The following is a 23621-nucleotide window of genomic DNA, read 5'->3' as shown; positions in this document are numbered from 1 at the left end:
CTTATAGCTTTCCCTAACCTGAGACCAGCTATCGTTCCACAAGTTATTGAGAATCAAGTTAGTGATATAAGTTCACTTCAGATCTCATTTAACCAAGCAGTTAGAAAAGCAGCGCCTGCTGTTGTTAACATTTATAGCCGTAAGTACGTTGAAAGTGATCGTAGTAAGCTATCTACACAAGGACTTGGTTCTGGTGTTATTGTCAGTGAGAAAGGCTATATCATCACTAACTATCACGTTGTCGCTCAGGCAGACCAAATAGTCGTGGCACTACAAGATGGCCGAATTGCAGCTGCGCAGCTAGTTGGTACCGATAAACGAACTGATATTGCTATATTAAGAGTGGAAGGCGACAGCTTGCCTGTGATCCCACTAAATCAAAATTACCAAGCCAATGTTGGTGATGTTGTTCTAGCAATCGGCAACCCATACAACTTAGGGCAAACCACAACCTTTGGTATTATTTCAGCTACAGGGCGCTCCTCAATCAGCGCAGACGGTTACCAAGCCTTCATCCAAACCGATGCTGCAATCAATGAAGGCAACTCAGGTGGCGCATTAGTCAATACACAAGGTGAATTGGTTGGCATTAATACCGCTTCTTTCCAACAAGCGACAGATATGGATACGTACGGCATCTCTTTCGCAATCCCATACCCACTAGCCGATAAGATCATGCAAAAGATCATTGCTGATGGCCGTGTGATCCGTGGCTACATTGGTATCGATGGACAAGACATTAACTCTGTTACATCACGTCTATTAGGCAATAAAAATATTGGTGGGATAGTTGTTCTGGGCATAGACCCGAATGGTCCCGCTGCTGATGCAGGCTTTGAAGCACAAGATATTATCTTAAGTATTGATGGTCAAACCATAACTGGCAGACAAAGCGTGATGGATATTGTTACTGACCTTCGTCCTGGTACAACTGTTGGCATTGAGGTTCTTCGTAACGGGAAAAACATGACATTAGAAGTCACTATCACAGAAGATATCCGCTAGGCCTCCGATTTATTCTACTTATGACAAATACAAAAAAACCAGCTTACGCTGGTTTTTATTTATCCTAATTCACTCTAGTCTTGTGAATTATCGTCTTTTGAATCAATTTCTATCTCAGTGACTCGCTGCAAACCACGTGGTAATAAACCACCTCGGCGACCACGTTCACCACGGAAATTATCCAAGTCGGCTGGTTTCAAGCCAAGTTTACGCTTACCGGCATACAAAGTTAAAGTTGCACCTTGTGGAATAGCCATCAAGTGAGAAACAAACTCTTCACGCTCTTTAGCCTTCGCAGAAGGGATATTAATGATCTTATTGCCCTTACCTTTACTCAATTGAGGAAGATCCTTAATTGGGAACAGAAGCATTCTTCCTTGGTTGGTAATCGCTAAGATTTCATTAGTTTCTAGATCCGCGATAGGACTAGGCATCATCACTTCAGCAGCTTGAGGTAAATTCACAAGCGCTTTACCGCTCTTGTTCTTCGATAGAAGATCTGTGCCTTTACATACAAAACCATAGCCCGCATCAGAACCCACCAGCCACAGCTGATCATCTTCACCCATAACAACCTGGCGAATAGAACTGCCCGCACTAATATTCAAGCGGCCTGTAATTGGCTCACCTTGGCTACGTGCAGATGGTAATGAATGAGACTCAAGTGAGTAGCTTCGACCATCACTACCAAGGAATACCGCTTGCTGATTACTCTTACCACGAGTACTTGCTAAGAATTTATCGCCAGACTTGTAGTTTAGCCCTTCAGCATCCACTTCATGTCCTTTAGCATGACGAATCCAACCCTTTTCAGATAGAACCACGGTAATAGGTTCACTTGGTACTAAATCACGCTCTGTCAGTGCTTTGGCTTCTGAACGTTCGATCAATGGTGAACGACGATCATCACCGTACTTCTCAGCATCAGCTTGAATCTCTTTCTTCAGCAAAGTATTCAAACGACGCTCAGAACCAAGTAACTTCTCTAGCTTCTCGCGCTCAGCTTCAAGCTCTTCTTGCTCAGCTCGAATCTTAAACTCTTCTAACTTAGCTAAGTTACGAAGTTTAATGTCTAAGATTGCATTGGCTTGTATCTCTGTAATATTGAAGCGGCTCATCAGTACAGGACATGGTTCGTCTTCTGTACGAATAATCTCGATAACTTCATCAATATTAAGGTACGCAGCAAGCAGACCTTCTAAGATGTGTAAACGTGCTAGCACTTTATCTAGGCGGTACTGTAGACGACGGCGAACAGTCGTGCGACGGAACTCGATCCACTCTTTTAGGATCTGAACTAAGCCTTTCACTTGAGGACGATTGTCTAAGCCAATCATGTTCAAGTTTACACGGAAGTTCTTTTCAAGATCAGTAGAGGCAAATAAGTGACTCATCAATTGGTCACAATCAATACGGTTCGAACGAGGAACAATCACAATACGTGTTGGGTTCTCATGATCCGACTCGTCACGCAGATCGTCAACCATTGGCAGCTTCTTAGCGCGCATTTGGTTAGCAATCTGTTCTAATAATTTCGCACCCGATACTTGGTGTGGCAAAGCGGTGATTACGATATCAGAGCCTTCTTTGTGCCATACAGCACGCATCTTGATACTGCCTTTACCTGTGCGGTAAATTTTTTCAATATCAGACTTAGGCGAGATAATCTCAGCTTCTGTTGGGTAATCCGGCCCTTGAACATGCTCCATCACATCTGCAAGTTCAGCTTTCGGGCTATCAATCAGCTTAATAGTTGCTTCAGCGATTTCACGCACGTTATGTGGTGGAATGTCCGTTGCCATACCAACTGCGATACCTGTAATACCGTTCAGTAGAATATGAGGTAGACGCGCTGGCAACATTTGTGGCTCTTTCATCGTGCCATCAAAGTTTGGTTGCCACTCAACTGTACCTTGGCCTAATTCACCAAGTAGTACTTCAGCAAACTTAGACAATTTTGCTTCCGTATAACGCATTGCCGCAAATGACTTAGGATCATCCGGCGCCCCCCAGTTACCTTGACCATCAACTAATGGATAACGGTAAGAGAAGGGTTGAGCCATCAACACCATTGCTTCGTAACAAGCAGAGTCACCGTGTGGGTGATACTTACCTAAAACGTCACCAACAGTACGTGCCGATTTTTTGTATTTTGATGCTGCAGATAAACCAAGCTCAGACATCGCGTAAATGATACGACGCTGTACTGGCTTTAAGCCATCTCCAATATATGGCAATGCACGATCCATGATCACGTACATTGAGTAATTTAAATAGGCATCTTCGGTGAACTTGCGCATTGGCAATTGTTCAACGCCATCATATGTAATTTCGTTAGACATCCATTATACCTCGGCCATATCACCGTTATTTTGTAGCCATGCACGGCGATCATCAGCGCGTTTCTTACCTAGCAGCATGTCCATCATCTCGAGAGTTGCTTCGTTGTCATCAATGGTTAGCTGAACAAGGCGACGAGTGTTTGGATCCATGGTCGTTTCACGAAGTTGAAGTGGGTTCATTTCACCCAGACCTTTGAATCGTTGTACGTTGATTTTGGCTTTCTTCTTAGATAGACGCTCAAGCACGCCATCTTTTTCATCATCGTCCAGAGCGTAAAACACCTCTTTACCACAATCGATACGATACAGTGGCGGCATAGCAACATAGATATGACCGGCTTCTACAAGAGCGCTGAAGTGACGAGTAAATAAAGCACACAACAAGGTAGCAATGTGCAGACCATCCGAGTCCGCATCGGCAAGAATACAAATCTTACCGTAACGTAAACCTGAAAGGTCATCGTTGTCGGGATCAATGCCCAAAGCAACCGAGATATCATGAACCTCTTGAGATGCCAAAACTTGGTCAGCAGAAACTTCCCAAGTATTCAAGATTTTACCACGCAGTGGCATTACCGCTTGGAACTCACGATCACGAGCTTGTTTCGCAGAACCGCCAGCCGAGTCCCCTTCCACGAAGAAAATTTCGGTTCGGCTTAAATCTTGAACTGAACAATCAGTCAATTTACCTGGTAGCGCAGGGCCAGAAGCAATCTTTTTACGTACTACCTTTTTGCTTGCTCGCATACGGCGATGGGCATTAGCAATACACGCCTCTGCAAGTAATTCTGCTAGCTGAGGTTTTTCATTCAACCAAAGGCTGAAAGCATCTTTAACCACACCAGAAACAAACGCAGCAGTTTGACGAGAAGATAAGCGCTCTTTCGTTTGGCCAGCAAATTGCGGATCTTGCATCTTCACAGAAAGAACGTAAGAGCAGCGGTCGAAAATGTCATCACCCGTTAGCTTAACGCCACGTGGTAATAAGTTGCGGAATTCACAGAACTCACGCATTGCATCTAATAGACCTTGGCGTAGGCCATTTACGTGAGTACCACCTTGCTTGGTCGGTACTAAGTTCACGTAACTTTCAGTGATCATCTCACCGCCTTCAGGCTGCCAAATAATCGCCCAGTTCGCCATTTCAGTTTCAGCAACAAACTCGCCCACATACGGGTCTTCAGGCAGTAAGGTGTAACCTTTTACGCCTTCGGCAAGGTAGTCTTTTAGACCATCCTCATAGAACCATTTATGCTCTTCACCACCGACTTTGTCGATAAATGTGATTTCTAAACCAGGGCAAAGTACCGCTTTTGCGCGTAGGTTATTGATAAGACGTAGAACAGAAAACTTAGAGCTATCGAAGTATTTTGGATCAGGCCAAAAGTGAACAGAAGTACCGCTATTTCGATGACCACAAGTACCTGTAACGGTAAGTTCAGTCACGGCATGGCCGCCTTCTAAAGCAATTTCATGCACTTGCCCTTCACGACGAACCGTCACTTCAACACGCTTAGAAAGTGCGTTTACTACCGAGATACCTACCCCGTGTAAACCACCAGAAAACTTATAGTTGTTGTTTGAGAACTTACCGCCAGAGTGGAGCTTCGTTAGAATCAGCTCAACACCTGAGATCCCTTTTTCAGGGTGGATATCTACCGGCATACCACGGCCGTCATCCGTTACTTCTAGCGATTGATCAGCATGCAGAACGACTTTAATCTTCTTTGCATGTCCAGCTAGAGCTTCATCTACGGAGTTATCAATGACTTCTTGGGCAAGATGGTTTGGCCTTTCTGTCTCTGTATACATACCAGGGCGGTGTCGCACCGGGTCGAGACCTTCAAGAACCTCAAGGTCTTTTGCATTATATTGTTCAGTCATAATACGGAGTTTACTCAAAAAATTGCATTAGCTCGCTGCATCAGGTAGTAGACACCTGTACTTATGTGATGAACCATCACCACCAAGCGAACTAGCGAAAGTATTGGGGAATATAGTCTGGAAGCTGGCTAGTTATGTCAAGCCCGTTCAAAAAGTATGGCGTCAAACTATGATATTTCCCCAACTGATAGGCGAATTATCATTCAAAATTGACGTTCTGAACTTAGAGCTCTAAAAAAGATAAGATTTGTTGAGGGTAACGCTCAAAGTCTATAAAGCTGTGATCACCACCTTGCTCAACCGTTTGCTTGCCACCTTGGTACTTATCGACGGCTTGCTGAAAATCGAGAACTTCGTCTTCGGTTTGCTGTAATAACCAGAAGTCCAACGGCTGCTTAAGCTCTTTAACTTCTAAAGCTTTTAGCTCATCGATGTGTTTATGTTCTAACGTATACGTTTCGTGGGTATAAGGGTTCGTCTGCTCTCCCAAGTAGCCCACCAATAACTCGAACGGCTTAACCGCAGGGTTAACAACAACAGCTTTAAAACCAAACTGGTTGTTTAACCAAGTCGACAAATAACCACCTAATGAGCTGCCCACTAAGCCAATTTGATACTCATCTTGGTACTGCTCAACAATAGATTTCAAATACTCGGCAGCTTGCTGAGGAAAACTAGGTAACTGGGGTCTAATAACTTTTATATCTGGTCGCTGCTGCTGGCAGTAATCAAATATCACATTCGCTTTGTGCGATTGGGAAGAACTGTTAAAACCATGAATATAAAGTAGTAGTGATGGCTTAGCTGCCATAATTAGTAGCCTTCAGCGTTAAAGTCTGGAGAAAAACGTCCGCAAGTCAATCGCTTAACTTCTGTACCAATAGAGCCATCGGCTTTCAACTCTAATTCTCGCCAACCTGGAGACAGAGTATCTAAAGCAAAGTCATCCGAGTTAGGCTTAAACTGAACACAGGTAGATGGTGTCGCCATAACCTTAGCGCCAAGGTGCATCCGATTCATATCTTGATGAACGTGTCCGCATAAAATGCCACGAACATTAGAATGCTGGCTAACGATGTCCCAAAACTGTTCTGAGTCTTTCAATGAATGTTGATCTAACCAAGCACTACCAACCAACAATGGGTGGTGATGCAGCAATACTAATGTATGTAAATTCGGATTTTCTGCCAGTTTCTCACTAAGCAAAGACAATTGGTGATCGCTTAATCGCCCGTGAGGTACACCGACAACTTGTGAATCTAACATGATCATTTGCCAGTGTTTCCCTAAAACCACATGCTCAACACACTGGATTTGAGTAGAAGGCAAAACGCTGCTCATACTTGGCTTATAATCATGATTTCCAGGTAACCAATAGCAAGGTTGCTCTAAAGGCTGGATACCGGATTCAAATTTCTGATATGACTCTGGTGAGTGATCTTGAGATATGTCGCCCGTTGCTAGGATAGCTTCATAGTCTACGCCTTGCTCAAGGATCGCATCAACGACAGCATGAAAGCTGTCTTGAGTATTAATACTTAACAAACTGCCATTGTCTGGCGCGAACAAATGCGTGTCCGTTATTTGTAACAGCTTAATACTGTCAAATTCAGATTTTGAAGTGTGTGATAATTTCAAAATAACAAACCTAAATACGTTCTTTGTTAAGACTTTCCTAGTCGTTTGAGAATGAGACTGGAGCTCGGCTAATGCCATTTTTTAAACAAAAAGTTAACCATTCGCCCAAAAACTTATTGAGTTGAGATTTCTCATCTTTCTGCATAAGTTTTGCGTTTGGATAATCGTAGCGCGCCTTTACTCGTGAAATATGTCCACTTGCGCACACTTCTGCTACTCGAGCGTCGTGATACAGCCTGACAGACATTTCAGGTAAAGGAAATACTGGTAGCTCGTCACTCTGACATATGTCGATTAAAGTGGTGTATTTTGTGACTTCTTTCACTTTCAATTGATACATCAGATTAACGGCTTGGTAACAGCGAACATCGCCAACCTCGTGCGCAACCGGCAACAATGCGTTCAATTTTGCATAGTTTGTTTCATACACTCTCATCAACTCTGCTAAGTCGACGTGGTATGGTTTTTTAGCGGCTACGTTTGGCATATCCTCTACTCTTCTTCGTTTAACTGCGCTACCCAACTTGAGCGCAACTCTTGATGGTTCAGCTCTAACCACTGTAGTGCAATGATGCTAGCGCCGTTTTCAAACTTACCATCTTTTACGTATTGGTATGCTTGCTCTCGGCTCAAGACCTGTACTCGAATGTCTTCGTCTTCATAGTCAAGGCCGTGTACACCGCCCGCTTTCGAAGCATCTACACAGCCTACAAATACATCCAACTTTTCAGAGCACCCTCCTGAAGAAGGATAATATGAAGTAATAGGAAGAACCTCTCCCACTTCTAATCCAGCTTCTTCTAGTGTCTCTCGGCGTGCAACGTCTTCTGCTGATTCATCGGTATCTATGATCCCTGCGACTATCTCAAGCTGCCATGGATTAGTATGCTCCAAAGCGCCCACGCGAATTTGTTCTATAATGACAACTTCGTCTCGAATAGGATCGTAAGGAAGTATTGCAGCAGCATGACCACGCTCAAACATTTCCCTATCGACAGGTTGGCTCCAGCCACCTTCGAAGCGTCTATGCTTGAATCGGTATTTAACCATTTTAAAAAAACCGCTAAATAGTGTCTCTTTTGAGATAATTTCCACATCTTCGGGAGTAAAATCTTGTTGCTTGCTGTCAGACTGTTGCATTCGATACCTCACTAAGTGATCTTATAGTTTACTCACTGTGGCACTTAACTACCAAGGATATGCTTCAACTTTTTATACAAAACTTACTAATTAAGTTAAGTAATGAAATTTATTTATTGCACAAGTGGACAGTTAAGTGTAAAAAAGTGCAAAGTTTCGAGTGATTTACCACCAACTTGAGTTAAACTCTTGAGGTTAAACCTTCTTTTATAAGGCAGGAATAGGAAAATGAAAAAACTGCTTCCACTATTTATCAGTGCAGCAATCGGCAGCCTGAGTTCATCGGCATTTGCTGATACGCTAGCTGAAGTTTATGACCAAGCAAAACAAAACGATCCACAACTTCTACGTTCAGCAGCGCAACGTGATGCCGCTTTTGAAGCAGTGACGTCTAGTCGCAGTGATTTGTTACCACAAATCAACTTAACAGCGAACTATGATATAAACCGTGGTGACCGTGATACCGCGGGCTCAGGTAGCACTAGTGTCGATAACAACAACTGGGGTGCTGCTATCGGGTTTTCACAAGAGCTTTATCAACGCTCTTCATGGATCACTCTAGAAACTTCTGAGAAAACCGCTCGTCAAGCTGACTCAGCTTACGCAGCCGTTCAACAAGGGTTAATCCTTCGTGTTGCTCAGGCGTACTTCGACGTATTGAAAGCTCAAGATAACCTTGAATTCGTTCGCGCCGAAAAAGCAGCAGTTGCTCGTCAACTAGAGCAAACTAAACAACGTTTTGAAGTAGGTCTATCAGCGATTACTGACGTACATGATGCACAAGCTCAGTACGATGGCGTACTTGCCGACGAAGTTCTTGCTGAAAACACGCTAGTGAACAACTACGAAGGTCTTCGCGAGATCACAGGACAAGAGCATTCAAATTTAAGTGTTCTAGACACTGACCGTTTCTCTGCAAGCAAATCTTCTGAATCAGCGTCAGCACTTGTTGAACAAGCTCAACAGAAAAACTTAAGCTTACTGGCTTCTCGTATTTCTCAAGATGTAGCGAAAGACAACATTTCATTAGCTAGCTCAGGTCACCTACCAAGCTTAACTTTAGATGGTAGCTACTCACTAGCAGATCAATCAAACAGCACTAGCGACTACGATCAAGACAACCTGAACATTGGTTTGAACTTAGTTGTTCCTCTATATACGGGTGGTAATACAACCTCTCTAACCAAGCAAGCTGAATACAACTACGTAGCAGCGAGTGAAGAATTAGAAGAAGTTTACCGTAGCGTAGTGAAAGACGTTCGTGCATTTAACAACAACATCAGCGCATCTATCGGTGCTCTACGCGCTTATGAGCAGTCTGTAGTTTCTGCACAGTCAGCACTAGAAGCAACGGAAGCTGGTTTTGATGTAGGTACTCGTACTATCGTTGACGTTCTTGATTCAACTCGCCGTCTATATGATGCGAACAAGAACCTATCTGATGCTCGTTACAACTACATTCTAAGTGTTCTACAACTTCGCCAAGCAGTGGGTACACTGAGCGAACAGGACATCATGGACGTAAACGCAGGTCTTAGACCAGCAAGCTAATAGCTATTTGCTAGTTTACAGATACAAAAATGCCGCTCAGTGAGCGGCATTTTTATTATCAAATACTTCGTAAAGGTTAGCCTCGGCCGCCTTTAATCGCTTCAATGATTTCTGTCGTTGAACAACCATCTTCAAAGTTTAGTACTTTTACTTCACCACCAGCTGCAATTACCTCTTTACCACCAGCAATTTCTTCTGGTTTGTAATCGCCGCCTTTAACCAGCAAGCTCGGTAATACTTCAGAGATCAAACGCTGTGGCGTATCTTCATCAAAGGGAACAACCCAGTCAACCGCGCCTAAACCAGCCAATACCGCCATACGGCGATCAGTCGGATTAACAGGACGACCAGGGCCTTTCAAGCGTTTCACTGACTCATCTGTATTTACAGCAACAATCAAACGATCGCCAAGTTCAGCTGCATGATTCATATAAGAAACATGTCCGGCGTGTAGGATGTCGAAACAGCCGTTAGTCATAACAACTTTTTCGCCTTTTGCACGCGCACGTTTTACCGCTTCAACCAATGCAGATTCAGAAATAACACCAAAGTCGGTGTCTTGGCTACCATGAATAGCTTCAGCAAGTTCAATGGTAGAAAGCGTTGAAGTACCCAGTTTACCAACAACAACACCTGCTGCTGCATTTGCTAACGCACACGCTTCATCAAGTGGTTTGCCGGCAGCAACCGAAGCCGCCAGTACAGAGATAACCGTATCGCCAGCACCCGTTACGTCATACACTTCTTTTGCTTGTGTTGGCAGGTGGAAAGGTTCTTGGCCTTTACGTAGCAGTGTCATGCCGTGCTCACTACGAGTCACGAGTAACGCCTCAAAATCGAATTCTTCGATCAGTTTTAAGCCCTTTTCGATCAATTCATCTTCAGATTTGATCTTACCAGCAACCAATTCGAACTCAGCCATATTTGGCGTTAGCAGTGTCGCACCGCGGTAACGTTCGAAATCAGCACCCTTTGGGTCAATAAATACTGGGACATTTGCAGCACGCGCTTTTTGAATAAAGCTTTGAACATGCTCTAAAGCACCTTTTGCGTAATCAGACAAAACAACCGACTTAACGTTCGGTAACGCCTGTTCCATGCGAGAAAGAACTAAGTCTGGATCTGTATTTTCAAACTTGTCTTCAAAGTCCAAACGAAGTAACTGCTGACCACGGCTCATTACACGTAGTTTAGTAATGGTTGGGTATTCAGGCAGTGCCACAAAGTCACATTTAACTTTCAATGCGCTTAATGTTTCCGTTAGAACCTTAGCGGGTTCATCCATCCCTGTTAAACCAACGATATGAGCATGGCCGCCCAATGAAGCGATGTTCATTGCCACGTTAGCTGCACCACCTGGACGCTCTTCGTTATTTTCTACTTTAACAACTGGAACAGGAGCTTCTGGTGAGATACGTCCTGTTGGACCGTGCCAGTAACGGTCTAACATAACATCACCGACAATAAGAACGCCTGATTGGCTGTAGTCAGGTAGAATTGGTTTCATTATGGATCTCCAAAAATCGAATCTGGATAGAGTTTAGCACACTGATTACAGCGGCTAAACCATAGAAAAATTTGATAAAGTTACACGTAAAGCCAGTTAAAACTAACTCATCATCCACTGCTGCCATGCAGCAATCACGTGCTCTCTTTCTGCTTTAAACTTATCGTCTGCGACATCCGCATCTAAGTTCAGTAAATTTCGATGATGAATATCATCACGCAGGGTCGTATAGGCATGAGTAAGAACTTGCGCCTGTTCTTCAGACATTATGCCCTGAGAAAGCATCGACTCAAACACGCGTACATTGTCACACCAGCGAGTCAGCTTAGGTTTCTCTTTACTAAATCTAAGAACAAGGTACTGCGCTAAGAATTCAACATCGGTAATGCCCCCAGCATCTTGCTTCAACATGAAGCGCCCCGGTTTTTTACCACCTAAGTGGTCACGCATTTTCTCACGCATATCAACCACATCTTTCTTTAGCTTTTCTTCATCACGATCTAAACAAAGCACTTCATGTCGCGTTTTATTGAAAGCAGCCGCCAATGGTTCATCACCATAGATCATGCGAGCGCGAGTTAAGGCTTGATGCTCCCATGTCCATGCATCTTGATGCTGATATTCATCAAATGCATCCGTTGGGCTAACCAACAAACCTGACGCTCCAGACGGACGTAAACGAGTATCAACTTCATACAAAATGCCCGAGGCCGTACGAGTCGAGAATATATGGATGATCCGCTGCGCCAACCTTAAATAGAACTGGCGACCATCAATCTCTTTTTTGCCATCAGTGTTTATATGAACTGGACAGTCATGCATAAACACAATATCGAGGTCGGAGTTATAGCCTAACTCCCAGCCACCCACTTTTCCGTAACCTACAACAGCAAAACCACGACCTTCACGATCTTTTACATGGGTCGGTTCACCGAACTTTTCAGACACCTGCAACCAGGCTTGGTTCACACCTGCCTCTACAATCGCTTCAGCAAGGTAAGTTAAGTGGTCACTCACTTTCATTACAGGTAGCACGCCAGCGATATCAGCCGCAGCGATACGTAAAATACACGTCTGTTTAAATTGGCGCAGACCTTCCATCTGCTGCTCCATGTCGTCTTCTGGAATTCTCGCTAAATAATCACGCAGCTCTGTTTTATACGACTCCAGTGGCACTGGGTTATATAGCTGTTGAGGATCGATAAGCTCATCAAGGAGAATTGGATAGCGGCCAAGCTGCTCAGAAATCATCGGGCTTGCAGTACATAAACGTACTAACTGAGTCAAAGCTGCTGGGTGTTCATCAAGTAGCTCAAGGTAAGTGGTTCGAGTTACGATACGATGCAATAAATGTAGTACGCGAGTTAGACCGAATTTAGAATCTTTATTCGTGTATAACGCCTGAAAGACTTTAGGCATAAGGCGATTAAGGACTTCACGGCCACGTGGGCCTAGCGTTTTCTTCGCCAGATCGGTTTTAAATTGAATGATGGTTTTTACCACCTCTTCAGGGTTGTCAGCCTGGATATCATTTTCCAGAACATCCTGAAGTACTTCGGGCGAATGTACCATATCCCACAGCTCAGCAAAGTGGCTTTCCACAGGAGTCGCATCTTCGTCATCAACACCAATAAGGTCTTCAAAGATAACGTGTACCGCTTCCATATGTTGGCGAGTACTTTCTACTAGTTCGTCCCACTTCAGGAACCCCATAGCAACCGCCAGTTGTAACTGTTCTTGCTCACCATCTGGCAAAGTCTGGGTTTGCTTATCACCCATTGCTTGCAATAAGTTTTCTAAGCGGCGTAAGAATCGATACGCAGACTGTAAATGCCCGACTTCATCACTTTCTAGCAGTTTAAGAGTATCAATAGCAGATAAGGTTTCTTGTAAACCTCGTCCACGCAAACTTGGCTCACGGCCACCGCGAATAAGCTGGAATACCTGGGCTATAAACTCAATTTCACGAATGCCACCAGGACCAAGTTTGATGTTGTTAGATAAGCCTCGACGGCGCACTTCACTGCTGATCATCGATTTCATACGACGCAATGATTGAATGGCACTGAAATCGATATAGCGACGGAAAACAAAAGGGCGCAGCATTTGGCGAAGCTCCTGATATTCAGGGTACATTTCACTACCCATCACGCGTGCCTTCACCATGGCGTAGCGTTCCCAGTCACGGCCTTGTTCTTGGTAATAATCTTCCAGAGCTGCGTAGCTCATGACTAACGGGCCACTCTCTCCAAATGGACGCAAACGCATGTCGACTCTATAACAGAAACCATCAAACGTTTGTTGGTCTAACGCTTTGATTATTCGTTGCCCTAAACGCGTGAAAAATTGCGCGTTCGCAATGCTTCGTCTCGCACCTTGAGTCTCGCCATTTTCTGGGTAAGTAAAAATAAGATCGATATCAGAAGAAAAATTCAGTTCACCACCACCGAGCTTTCCCATACCAATAACCAGCATCGGTTGAGCAACACCATCACTATTACATGGCGTACCCCACTCCTTACAGCATGCATCGTATTGCCATTGGTAAGTTTCGAAGATCATAGCTTCCGCGAGCATAGATAAGTGTTCTAGGCTCTGCTCTAACGGCCAACTGGCTGTAAAATCACGCCAGGCGATATAGGTCATTTCACGGTTGCGGAATTTACGTAGCACACGCTGACCGCTCATTTCATCACTACACTCACCAAGTAAGCTCGCGAGGCGCTGGCGGTAATTTTCTGAACGACTCTCTTCTTTTAGCATTTCAGGAAGCTGCTGACACAGTTCACTGTCACGCTGTAAGCAATCACTCACAAACGAACTTAAACCCAAAACGTAATCCAGCTGCTCACGTACTGGTGAAGACCATTGCGTTATCGATTCAGCCTGATGCTCAAGCAAATGGTCGAGTGACGATTGAGAATAAGAAGTAAGTTCTTGTGGTAACTGCATGATTATTCCTTGTATTAACTGAGATGCACCAAGCACTCAGTTCACTATATCTAGGCTCATTTATATCAAACTTGAGCCAATAAAAAACGCCCACAAATAAGTTTGTGGGCGCTAACTATCTTAAACACTCATGGAACGATAATCCTTACGGACAATAGACCCGTAGAAAAGCACTAAATTTTGAAAGATTTAATCTTACCGTCTAGCTCTTCAGCATTGTTTTGCATGATTTCAGACGTTTCTAATAGTTCACCAACCACCACAACTGAAGCTTGAACAAGCTCTCGTACATTAGTTAGGTTTTGGTTCATCTCTTCAGCGACACTGCTTTGTTGACCTGCTGCTGTTGCTATCTGGAAGTTCATGTCATTGATCTGATTCACTTGGTCAACAATGCCATCGAGTTCGCTTCCTGCGTTAGTCACAAGCTCTACACCTTCCGCGGCTTCGACAACGCTCTTTTCCATCAGCTCTACCGCTGAGTTAGCGCTACTCTGTAGGTGGCTGATCATTTCTTGAATTTCAACAGTGGCTTGTTGAGTACGTTGCGCTAGGTTACGTACTTCATCAGCAACCACAGCAAAACCGCGGCCAGCTTCACCAGCACGTGCAGCTTCAATCGCTGCATTCAGTGCTAACAAGTTAGTTTGCTCAGAAATGCCTTGGATAGTACCAACAACACTACCAATTGAATCAACACGCTCTTCAACTTGGTTCACCGCTGCTGCCGATGCCGAGATATCAGTCGATAGTTCGCTCATCTTAGTGACCGTACCTTGTACAAAACGTTGACCTGTTCCCGCCTTACCAGAAGCTTGTTCTGTCAGCGCCGATGCATTTTGAGCATGCTCAGCAACGGTTTGAACAGTCGAGGTCATCTCACTCATAGCTGTCGCCAGTTGGTCAATCTCTTGAAACTCTTCTTGAGCAGATTCTTTCGTTTCAGACATGCTCAAAGTCATGACTTCGGTTAATGTCGAAAGCTCTTCTGACGATGCTACCTGCATTGAAATCATGTCGTGGAGTTGAACTCGCGTCTTTTCTAGTTCACGCGCGACATCACCGTACTCATCTTTACAGTCCATACCAATTGGCACAGAAAGATCTTTACTTGCCATACACTTGATCGACTCACTCAGGTACTGGGTTTGGCGCAGCATCACTCTTGCAGCAGCAAGTAGTAGGACAACAAAAACAACAATCATGACCGCTGTTTGCCAAGCAACTTGGACTAGGTAAGCTTCGTAATGCTGCTGAGCAACAACCGCATCATTCGTTGCTGATAATAAAGCGCCATGGAATGTGCTTGCATCCCACAACTGCTTAGCGATTATCAAAATCGTGCTGAATACCATTAACATGATCATTTTAGGAACGAGACGAATATCAGAGATAATCCTTTCCCACGGCTTAAATGCCAGTTTTGTCATTGTCAGTTCTCCAGTAAGTCTTATATATTAAGGTTTTAATACTAGCTGCGATCTCGCAATCTCAGAGCTTCGCTATTTATTTCGAGCTTCGTATGAATTTCAATGATACCAAAGTCATTACTAAGCCAATGAGCTTAATGTCACTAATACTCTCTTTCTTAGCGTTATTTGTGATCTCTGGCTTATTGTTCGCACCAATAGATCAAGAATCTCGACAAGTACTTATCGGCTTAGATTTTATTATCTGTRGCATTTTTCTTTTCCAGCTCACGGTCGATCTTATAAGATCACCAAATCGCTCGCAGTTTTTAAAAATTCATTGGATAGATTTTGTTGCCAGCATTCCGATGATCGAGCCACTACGCTATGCGCGTATTTTTCATATTTTGCGTGTTGTTTTGGTTATTCGATCGAGCAAGTTCATTTTCGACCAGCTTTTGAGAAACCGTAAAGAAGCCACCTTGGCATCCATCATTTTATTACTTGTGGTTTTACTGACGATTGGTGCAGGAAGTGTATTAGTCATTGAAAGTGATGCTCCAAACGCCAACATTACTACTGCTCAAGATGCTTTGTGGTGGGCATTTGTGACGATTTCGACGGTCGGTTATGGTGACCATTATCCAGTAACAATGGCAGGAAAACTACTCGCTTCCGTGGTGATCATTTGTGGTGTCGGGATATTCGGTATGATCTCGGGGCTAATCACTTCGTTGATCACTTCGCCTACCAAGCAGCAAGACCAACGCTCTGAAAACAAAGAAAGGCTGCTCCTACAGATAATAGAGCAGCAACAGAAGATTATAGAAAGGCTCGACGCCCTCGAATCCAAGACAAAAAAATAGAGCTCCAATGAGCTCTATTTCTAAAATTCTTTAGCTGTTAGTCTTGCCAATATGGCTCAACTTCAATACTAATTTGGCGAGTTTGTTCCATAGCGTGCAGTATTGATACTTCTTGGCGAGCCAACCAACGTTCTAATTGGTCTTTCTCATCACCTTCCAACTTATCGGTTAGTGGCGAAAGAGTTCGCAGCATTAACAGATCATCAATCCCCTGAATCAAATCAGCCCAAGGTAGACGGAAGCTATTACGCTCTTCAGCATCGTACAGGCTGGCAAAACCCACTCCAGAATACAAGTTCCGCATTAATCGATATTGCTGTTCGACATACGCGTCACTCGACATAATGCGCTCAGGTGGAAAAGCTTCCATTAACWCAGCCCACGTTCGATCCAACTGCTTAACTGAAAACCACTCAATTCCGCGAGCCATTTGTTCACGCGCTTTATCATCTAAGAAAGGCTGCCATCCTCGGGATAGAATCCAACGACTCAAATCTAGTAGTAAACCTGTATAGCGAGCAGAGCTCAGCAAAGTTAGTAACTCTTCACGTTCTGGAAGCTTAGCTTGTAGCTCCTTTAGCTCACCGACTAAAAACTTACGCGCATCCAATTTACGTAATACATGGCCTTTATCTTCCAGTAGGTCTTCAAGGTAGTCGTAGCTTTTAAGCCACATTAACTCTTGCTCTAACCACTTAAGTTCTTGGCGTAATATCGCACTTGCTCGTCTTGGTACAATGCCACCATAGATGGTAAAGGTTTGACGAATGAAGCTAATCGCGTGGCTAATTTCATGCAAAGCTTCAATAGACTGACGCTCCGTGAAAATTTGCTCATGCCGATGCCAATGCGACAATGCATGCTCTAGTGATTGAATAAAGCACGATTCAACAGTGTCAGAACGATCTGTCTTTACTAATGAAAGCTCTTTAACTTCATCGCCAGTATAACCTTGTGCAAGTCGATAACCTTTAGCGGCTTTGCTAAGATTACCTAAGCGCATACCACCTTCATCACTGAATTGACGAGACAGAGTAAAGAGTGCGTCAGCTTGGCCAGATTTAAGTTCGAGTTCAACTTCACAGATAGGATCTTGTTTGTCACCCGAGATAACAAAACCTTGGTCGAAAGCAACTTCAATTTGGCTACCATCAGGCATACCAATCAACCATTGTTCACGAGTAAAGTTAGTCGAAAATAGCGGATATAACTCAGACTGTACTGTCGCTACATCTTTCCCCTCAGGCCAAATATCGGCTGGGTGAAGTGAGAGATCAGGCTCATTGCTATTATGTTCAGCGTTGTATTCCGGTCTTTGGTGTAGGCCAGCCACAACTCGACCAGCGGTTTTTACCGTTTGTACAAATACGTCATCAAAACGTCGAATGCGTAAGCCAGTATCGTGCTTACGTAGCCAGTTATCAGGGGTATCAAAATAGATGTTACCTAGCTCACGACAACTGTGCTGAAGGACTTTAGTTTCAGCAATTTTATTGCGTAAAGTCTCTGAAAAATCAGGAGAAACAAAAAACTTAAGTTCTATCTCGGTTTCCATAGTTATGCCTTTCAGTGAAGATAGGAACAGGATATTGCCAATTTCCTATACGGGCAAGAAAGAAATATCGCCGTAATGATGATCTAAAACAGTTTTAATGAGAGATTGATTGGGTTAACATGCGCGACTTTGTAGCCATCGCTTAACATTTCACCTTGAATAATGGTGTATGTTGTTTCAAGGTTATTATTTATTAGGTTGGATGACCATGCCAGTAAATACAATTATGGGGTTATTTGCAAAGTCCCCAATTAAGCCTTTGCAGCGCCACGTAGTGTGCGTAAATGAATGTTGCTCTCACTTAGTTAACTTTTTTGAAGTAAGTTCAAAAGGTGACTGGGAAAAGGCTTCTGAAATTCGAGCTCAAATTTCTCACCTTGAGAAAGAAGCTGACGTTCTTAAACGTGAAATCCGCCTTAAGCTTCCTCGCGGTTTGTTTATGCCAGTTGATCGCACCGATATGTTGGAGCTATTAACGCAACAAGACAAACTAGCAAACCTAGCGAAAGACATTGCTGGCCGTGTATATGGTCGTCAACTTGTCATTCCTGCTCCAATGCAAGAAAACTTCATCGCTTACGTTAAACGTTGTCTAGATGCAGCGAACCAAGCACAAAACGTAATCAATGAACTAGACGAATTACTTGAAACGGGCTTTAAAGGCCGTGAAGTAACACTCGTTGCTGAAATGATTCATCAATTAGATGTAATTGAAGATGACACGGATGCGATGCAGATCGAACTACGCCAACAATTAATGGCAATCGAAGACGGTCTGAATCCAGTTGATATCATGTTCTTATACAAGATTCTTGAATGGGTCGGTGGCATTGCAGATCAAGCACAGCGTGTAGGCGCTCGTCTTGAAGTTATGCTTTCTCGATCTTAAATCATACGTTAACCATATAACGAAGAGCACTTTTTAACCAAACCACTTATGCGTTGAGTATTTCTCTCGCTGAGCGGTTTTTTGCGTCTAAATTTGTTCCGCTTGTTATCAAACAACTAGGTATTACGATGGATATCCTTGCTAACTACGGCACTGTCCTGATTATTGTTGCAGCAGCTTTCGGTTTCTTGATGGCTATTGGTATTGGTGCAAATGACGTTGCGAACGCAATGGGCACCTCAGTAGGCTCTAAAGCTCTAACCGTAAAACAAGCGATCATTATCGCGATGATCTTTGAATTCGCAGGTGCTTATCTTGCGGGCGGCGAAGTAACTGACACGATCCGTAAAGGTGTTATCGAAACATCTCTGTTTGCAGACCAACCTGACGTACTTGTGTACGGCATGATGTCTGCGCTACTAGCGGCTGGTACATGGCTACTTCTAGCGTCATATATGGGCTGGCCTGTATCAACGACTCACTCAATCATCGGTGCAATCATCGGTTTTGCTTGTGTGTCAGTAGGTACTGAAGCAGTAGACTGGAACAGTGTTCAAGGCATTGTGGGAAGTTGGATTGTCACACCGTTGATTTCCGGTATCTTCGCCTATCTAATATTTGTTAGTGCGCAACGACTGATATTCGATACAGAAAACCCGCTATTCAATGCGAAACGCTTTGTACCGGTATACATGTTCATTACTACAATGGTAATCGCACTTGTAACCATCAAGAAAGGCCTTAAGCACGTTGGTCTTCACTTAAGCAACACTGAAGCGTGGGTTTGGGCTGCAGGCGTTTCTGCTGTTGTCATGATCGGCGGTTACCTGTACATCCAGAAGAAATTTGCTAACCGCGAAGAAGACCACGGTTTTGCTGGCGTAGAAGGTATCTTCAGCGTACTTATGGTTATCACAGCCTGTGCAATGGCATTCGCACACGGTTCAAACGACGTTGCAAACGCGATTGGTCCACTATCAGCGGTTGTTTCAACAGTTGAGCACATGGGTGAAATTTCAGGTAAGAGCACAATCGCATGGTGGATTCTTCCACTAGGTGGTATTGGTATCGTTGTTGGTCTTGCGACTATGGGTCATAAAGTAATGGCTACTGTTGGTACTGGTATTACAGAACTAACACCAAGCCGTGGCTTCGCAGCTCAACTTGCTACAGCATGTACTGTTGTTCTTGCGTCTGGTACTGGCCTTCCAATCTCTACAACACAGACACTTGTTGGTGCTGTATTAGGTGTTGGTTTTGCTCGTGGTATTGCAGCTCTAAACTTAGGTGTCGTTCGTAACATCGTTGCTTCGTGGATTGTAACCCTACCTGCAGGTGCATTACTTGCAGTGGTATTCTTCTACATGATTCAAGCGATGTTTACTCTTTAGTGAGAGTCTACTAAGTCAAAAATATGTGAGTCGACACATTCATATGTAAAGACCATGTCATTATTGACTCGAACGCACAGAAAGGGAGGCTTAGCCTCCCTTCTTTGTTGCACCAAATAAAAAAACTAAATACTATTTGGTAACTAGGCTGACTCTTCGTCTCCCAATTAGAATCGTTAAGGGATTTACTGTGAAAAAACTGATCTGCATGGTTTTATTCGCAATGCTAGCGGCTCCTGCAGCATTTGCTCAAGACCGTTACATCGCCGATAAACTATTTACCTACATGCACTCTGGACCAAACAACACTTACCGAATTATTGGTAGCGTAGATGCGGGCGAGAAAATCAAATTACTGCAAGCCAACAAACAGACTGGCTACAGTGAGGTTCTTGATACCCGTGGTCGTAAAGGCTGGGTAGAAACAAAGTTCGTTAGCCGCACTGAAAGCATGGCTCTTCGTCTTCCTAAACTTGAAAAAGAGTTAGTTGAAGTAAAAAGTAAGCTAGCAAATGCTCGTCAAAGCGCAGACAGCGAAAAAGCAGGCCTTGCGAGCTCACTAGATTCTCGTAACAAGCAAATCGCTGAACTAGAGCAAAACTACAGTGACATTAGCCAACAGCTTACTGCTTCTCAAACAGAGAACCGTGAACTACGTGCGAAGCTAGATACGCAAAAAGATGACCTGCTACTTAAATACTTTATGTATGGTGGCGGTGTTGCGGGTATTGGCTTGCTACTTGGTCTGATCCTGCCACACATTATTCCTCGCCGTAAAAAAGCTCCAAATGGCTGGGCGTAAGACTTATTAGTGAATAACTAAAAAGCTATGTAAGAAACGACGAATAGTAAAAAGGCCACTTAACGTGGCCTTTTTCATTTCTGCTATCGCTCATTCATTGCGACAAAGCTAGCCCTGCCATTCATAAAGCGCCGGTACTCTAATATTCAAACCTTGATATTCTATCGTTACAAACTGAGGGGAAATACTTAAAATCTGTACCTCTTCTTTCAGCCACTCACCTGCACTAACTTCCTGATCATTCACTTTAATCCAACGCTTACGGTCGTCACTCGAATACATGTGAGTTTGGAAATTAAGTTTTGGTAACCACCCTTGTAACTGGCCTGAATCTTTTTCGATATCTAATACACCACCACTAGTCTGTGTTTCGTTTGGCTCTGGCTCTCCATCATTAGAGCCTTGCAAGATAGATTCAATCGTCAGTGCTAGCTCAGGAGAAAACTCACTCATATCAAGATTCTTCAAAGCGAGATTTTTATCGTTTCCTGAAGGTTCTATGGTTGAGGCTTCCCCAATCAAAGACTCCTGATTAGAGAGCGTATTGCTAGCGGTTTCCGTTTGTATAGTAGGAGTATCAGGCTGACTACTCTTCACCTGAACAGCCTCTGGTGAGCTTTTTGTTAAACTAGGTGGTGCTGTAAGCTCACTCTTAATTTCTACCGCACTAAGATAGTTATCCTTACGCACTAAAGGCTTTAACTCACCAAAACTTGGCGCACTACGAACTTGCTCTTTCACTATCTGCGAAGCAGCTTGCAGTGAGGCAGAATCGTTGACGTTCATTTCTATGACAGTTGTCTCTTCACTAGCCACAGGTTTAAGTAAAGGGACTAACTGAGTACTAACAGCAACCAAAGCAGGCAGAGTCATCAGCATCACTATAGTGATAATAGAAACCGACTTTCTCTGATTTATTGCTGGTTGTGGCAAAGAGTACATTCCAGATAAAGATGAGTTCAAAGCACCTTTCTCGCCTCTTCTTAGGGCTTTCATTACTTGAGACATTAGTAACTCTCCTCAAGTAACGGTTGTAATTTAGGTGCATCAAGCTGAGCTAACTTTTGTAATCGCGTTAATGTGTTTTGCCCCGCGATCCCATCAACTGACATTCCCTGCCAACTCTGGAAAGCTTCTACTTTCAACTTAATTTCACCATCATAAATATCATTACCTAGCACATTCTCATTAAGTACTTCTGACAATAAAATATCCAGCATAACCACTGCTTCACCTTGAACGCCTTGTTTCAGCGTTTCCCTTAGAGGTTGCTGCCAGATTGAGTAGTATTCGCCTTTCCACAAATGCTCTACTTGCTCGCGCGGCAAACGCAGCAAACGCCCATTAGCTAACAGCTCGACTTCTGTGTCATTCGCGCTATAAAGTACAACGTAGGAAGATTCCCCCTGAATGTTTAGGTGCATAACAACAGGCATATCCCTTTGAATGAGCTCAGATAAAGTCGAATATGAACTATCGCAGGCAAATATACTTTGAGGCTCAGTTAAACAGAGTCCATCTCTTATAGAGGGTTGATAACCCCATAATTGATATAAGTTTTGAACAGAAGTCGTTTTACTCTTTGCATTCTCAAGAAACTGAACGGCTTGTGTAGAAAGCCCAGAGAAAGAGTCTAGTTGAGATTTTTCCAGCTTTGGTGCAGACGTTTGATAGTTAGAATGTTGCTGCTCTGAGGATTGAACCACAACTGGATTTGTTGAAGAGTCGGATAAAAAATGCGGTATCGACCAATAACCTACCAACGCGATACCTAGCCCCAAACAACCCGCGATAGCGTAACTGATACTCTTGGAACCAAATAAGGAAGATGGTGAGTCCGTCTGATAAACCGAAGCCTGAAAAGACATAACTTGTTGGCATGCTCTAGCCACAATAGCTGTATCTAACTTAGCTTTTCCTTCATGAAAGCTGAGCTGCAATGCTTTATCACAAACTAGGTTTATAAGGCGTGGAATACCGTGAGTTTGCTGAGCAATGATCTTTACACAACGGTTAGAAAAAAGGCCAACAGCGCCACCAGCAGTATCTAACCTGAAGTCGATGTACTGTCGGGTTTCTGAAGCGTTTAACGGTAACAGGTGATAACGGCCCGTAATTCGCTGAGCGAGCTGACGCAACTGGGTGGTTTGCAAATGTTGCTGCAATTCAGGTTGCCCAACAAGCAGCACTTTCAATAATTTACGATTATCGGTTTCTAGATTTGTCAGTAATCTCAGTTGTTCTAGTACATCGGCGGCTAAGTGCTGAGCTTCATCAATAACCAATAAGGTCTGAATACCTTGCTCATTTTTATCTAAAAGGTATTGATAAATAGCCTGATTCAACTCTTTCAAGCTAGGTTGATATGGGTACTCGATTTCAAACTCATCACAGATCGCTTCAAGTAAATCTGAACTTGAGAAAGTAGGATTAAGGATAAGGCCAGCAATGGTTTGCTCATCAAGCTCTGCCATCATAGCTTTTGCTACGGTTGTTTTACCTGTGCCTACTTCTCCAGTCAGCATAGCGAAGCCGCCGCCTTCACCCAAACCAGCTTGCAAGTTCTGCATCGCTTCTTGGTGGCGTTGACTTAAAAACAAATAGCGAGAATTTGGTACAATCGAAAATGGCATTTCGACGAAGCCAAAATATTCCTTATACATGAGCAATCCTATAATGATGACTATGGG

At 43.7% G+C, this 23621-nt stretch carries 18 protein-coding genes; 6 read left to right on the top strand and 12 right to left on the bottom strand.

Features of this window, described 5'->3' with window-relative positions:
* Window positions 1–1005, top strand: a 1005-nt coding sequence (gene degS / locus L4C33_RS04815) for an outer membrane-stress sensor serine endopeptidase DegS (RefSeq protein WP_428811316.1), incomplete at its 5' end; no start/stop codon positions are given.
* A 74-nt stretch (window positions 1006–1079) separates the two neighbouring features.
* On the opposite strand, the gene parC is transcribed toward degS, so the two are convergent.
* From parC to nudF, 6 genes are all read right to left on the bottom strand, one after another.
* The gene (gene parC / locus L4C33_RS04810) at window positions 1080–3347 is read right to left on the bottom strand and encodes a DNA topoisomerase IV subunit A (protein WP_428811315.1); all 2268 of its coding nucleotides are present in this window, start codon (window positions 3345–3347) and stop codon (window positions 1080–1082) included.
* 3 nt (window positions 3348–3350) lie between these two features.
* Entirely contained in the window at window positions 3351–5231 is a 1881-nt protein-coding gene (parE, locus tag L4C33_RS04805) for a DNA topoisomerase IV subunit B (RefSeq protein WP_428811314.1), read from the bottom strand.
* A gap of 223 nt (window positions 5232–5454) precedes the next feature.
* A complete protein-coding gene (yqiA, locus tag L4C33_RS04800) occupies window positions 5455–6042 on the bottom strand; it encodes an esterase YqiA (protein ID WP_428811313.1) in 588 nt (195 codons plus the stop codon).
* A gap of 2 nt (window positions 6043–6044) precedes the next feature.
* Complete coding sequence (gene cpdA, locus L4C33_RS04795) at window positions 6045–6869, bottom strand: 3',5'-cyclic-AMP phosphodiesterase (protein ID WP_428811312.1); 825 nt, start codon at window positions 6867–6869, stop codon at window positions 6045–6047.
* Between the two features lie 37 nt (window positions 6870–6906).
* Window positions 6907–7356, bottom strand: a complete 450-nt coding sequence (locus L4C33_RS04790) for a DUF1249 family protein (RefSeq protein WP_428811311.1) — start codon at window positions 7354–7356, stop codon at window positions 6907–6909.
* A 5-nt stretch (window positions 7357–7361) separates the two neighbouring features.
* The gene (nudF, locus tag L4C33_RS04785; RefSeq protein ID WP_428811310.1) at window positions 7362–8009 is read right to left on the bottom strand and encodes an ADP-ribose diphosphatase; all 648 of its coding nucleotides are present in this window, start codon (window positions 8007–8009) and stop codon (window positions 7362–7364) included.
* Between the two features lie 228 nt (window positions 8010–8237).
* Here nudF and tolC point away from each other — a divergent pair, with 228 nt between their 5' ends.
* Complete coding sequence (gene tolC, locus L4C33_RS04780; protein ID WP_428811309.1) at window positions 8238–9560, top strand: outer membrane channel protein TolC; 1323 nt, start codon at window positions 8238–8240, stop codon at window positions 9558–9560.
* A 76-nt stretch (window positions 9561–9636) separates the two neighbouring features.
* Here the strand turns inward: tolC and hldE are convergent, their stop codons facing one another.
* From hldE to L4C33_RS04765, 3 genes are all read right to left on the bottom strand, one after another.
* Window positions 9637–11067, bottom strand: coding sequence for a bifunctional D-glycero-beta-D-manno-heptose-7-phosphate kinase/D-glycero-beta-D-manno-heptose 1-phosphate adenylyltransferase HldE (gene hldE / locus L4C33_RS04775; RefSeq protein ID WP_428811308.1), 1431 nt, complete (start codon window positions 11065–11067; stop codon window positions 9637–9639).
* Between the two features lie 102 nt (window positions 11068–11169).
* Window positions 11170–14019 carry a bifunctional [glutamate--ammonia ligase]-adenylyl-L-tyrosine phosphorylase/[glutamate--ammonia-ligase] adenylyltransferase gene (gene glnE / locus L4C33_RS04770; protein WP_428811307.1) on the bottom strand — a complete coding sequence of 950 codons (2850 nt, stop codon included), beginning with the start codon at window positions 14017–14019 and terminating at the stop codon, window positions 11170–11172.
* A 173-nt stretch (window positions 14020–14192) separates the two neighbouring features.
* Window positions 14193–15449, bottom strand: a complete 1257-nt coding sequence (locus L4C33_RS04765) for a methyl-accepting chemotaxis protein (protein ID WP_428811306.1) — start codon at window positions 15447–15449, stop codon at window positions 14193–14195.
* Between the two features lie 92 nt (window positions 15450–15541).
* Between L4C33_RS04765 and L4C33_RS04760 the strand changes: the two genes are divergently transcribed.
* On the top strand, window positions 15542–16294 hold the full coding sequence (locus L4C33_RS04760) for a potassium channel family protein (protein ID WP_428811305.1): 753 nt from the start codon (window positions 15542–15544) through the stop codon (window positions 16292–16294).
* A gap of 37 nt (window positions 16295–16331) precedes the next feature.
* On the opposite strand, the gene L4C33_RS04755 is transcribed toward L4C33_RS04760, so the two are convergent.
* The gene (locus tag L4C33_RS04755) at window positions 16332–17849 is read right to left on the bottom strand and encodes a CYTH and CHAD domain-containing protein (RefSeq protein WP_428811304.1); all 1518 of its coding nucleotides are present in this window, start codon (window positions 17847–17849) and stop codon (window positions 16332–16334) included.
* A gap of 208 nt (window positions 17850–18057) precedes the next feature.
* Here L4C33_RS04755 and L4C33_RS04750 point away from each other — a divergent pair, with 208 nt between their 5' ends.
* The 3 genes from L4C33_RS04750 to L4C33_RS04740 all read left to right on the top strand — a co-directional run bounded on the left by L4C33_RS04750 (window position 18058) and on the right by L4C33_RS04740 (window position 20931).
* On the top strand, window positions 18058–18738 hold the full coding sequence (locus L4C33_RS04750) for a TIGR00153 family protein (protein ID WP_029223984.1): 681 nt from the start codon (window positions 18058–18060) through the stop codon (window positions 18736–18738).
* A 128-nt stretch (window positions 18739–18866) separates the two neighbouring features.
* Complete coding sequence (locus tag L4C33_RS04745) at window positions 18867–20129, top strand: inorganic phosphate transporter (protein WP_428811303.1); 1263 nt, start codon at window positions 18867–18869, stop codon at window positions 20127–20129.
* A 190-nt stretch (window positions 20130–20319) separates the two neighbouring features.
* Window positions 20320–20931, top strand: coding sequence for a TIGR04211 family SH3 domain-containing protein (locus tag L4C33_RS04740; RefSeq protein ID WP_428811302.1), 612 nt, complete (start codon window positions 20320–20322; stop codon window positions 20929–20931).
* 108 nt (window positions 20932–21039) lie between these two features.
* Here L4C33_RS04740 and L4C33_RS04735 read toward each other — a convergent pair whose 3' ends face one another.
* Window positions 21040–21939 carry a general secretion pathway protein GspB gene (locus L4C33_RS04735; protein WP_428811301.1) on the bottom strand — a complete coding sequence of 300 codons (900 nt, stop codon included), beginning with the start codon at window positions 21937–21939 and terminating at the stop codon, window positions 21040–21042.
* Window positions 21939–23594 (bottom strand): ExeA family protein, encoded by a 1656-nt coding sequence (locus L4C33_RS04730; protein WP_428811300.1) that lies wholly within the window; start codon window positions 23592–23594, stop codon window positions 21939–21941. Before L4C33_RS04730 ends, L4C33_RS04735 begins: the two co-directional genes overlap by 1 nt.
* Between the last annotated feature and the right edge of the window lie 27 nt (window positions 23595–23621).

It is taken from the genome of Vibrio makurazakiensis (assembly GCF_050337375.1).
Classification (GTDB): Bacteria; Pseudomonadota; Gammaproteobacteria; order Enterobacterales; family Vibrionaceae; genus Vibrio; species Vibrio makurazakiensis.
This window is presented reverse-complemented; position numbering and strand designations above follow the sequence as displayed.

Coding starts and splice junctions, on each gene's coding strand:
- L4C33_RS04730 (WP_428811300.1), bottom strand. CDS start 23,594: ATGTATAAGGAATATTTTGGCTTCGTCGAAATGCCATTTTCGATTGTA.
- nudF (WP_428811310.1), bottom strand. CDS start 8,009: ATGCAACAGTCTGACAGCAAGCAACAAGATTTTACTCCCGAAGATGTG.
- parE (WP_428811314.1), bottom strand. CDS start 5,231: ATGACTGAACAATATAATGCAAAAGACCTTGAGGTTCTTGAAGGTCTC.
- L4C33_RS04765 (WP_428811306.1), bottom strand. CDS start 15,449: ATGACAAAACTGGCATTTAAGCCGTGGGAAAGGATTATCTCTGATATT.
- hldE (WP_428811308.1), bottom strand. CDS start 11,067: ATGAAACCAATTCTACCTGACTACAGCCAATCAGGCGTTCTTATTGTC.
- L4C33_RS04790 (WP_428811311.1), bottom strand. CDS start 7,356: ATGCCAAACGTAGCCGCTAAAAAACCATACCACGTCGACTTAGCAGAG.
- L4C33_RS04750 (WP_029223984.1), top strand. CDS start 18,058: ATGCCAGTAAATACAATTATGGGGTTATTTGCAAAGTCCCCAATTAAG.
- L4C33_RS04745 (WP_428811303.1), top strand. CDS start 18,867: ATGGATATCCTTGCTAACTACGGCACTGTCCTGATTATTGTTGCAGCA.
- tolC (WP_428811309.1), top strand. CDS start 8,238: ATGAAAAAACTGCTTCCACTATTTATCAGTGCAGCAATCGGCAGCCTG.
- L4C33_RS04735 (WP_428811301.1), bottom strand. CDS start 21,939: ATGTCTCAAGTAATGAAAGCCCTAAGAAGAGGCGAGAAAGGTGCTTTG.
- parC (WP_428811315.1), bottom strand. CDS start 3,347: ATGTCTAACGAAATTACATATGATGGCGTTGAACAATTGCCAATGCGC.
- yqiA (WP_428811313.1), bottom strand. CDS start 6,042: ATGGCAGCTAAGCCATCACTACTACTTTATATTCATGGTTTTAACAGT.
- glnE (WP_428811307.1), bottom strand. CDS start 14,019: ATGCAGTTACCACAAGAACTTACTTCTTATTCTCAATCGTCACTCGAC.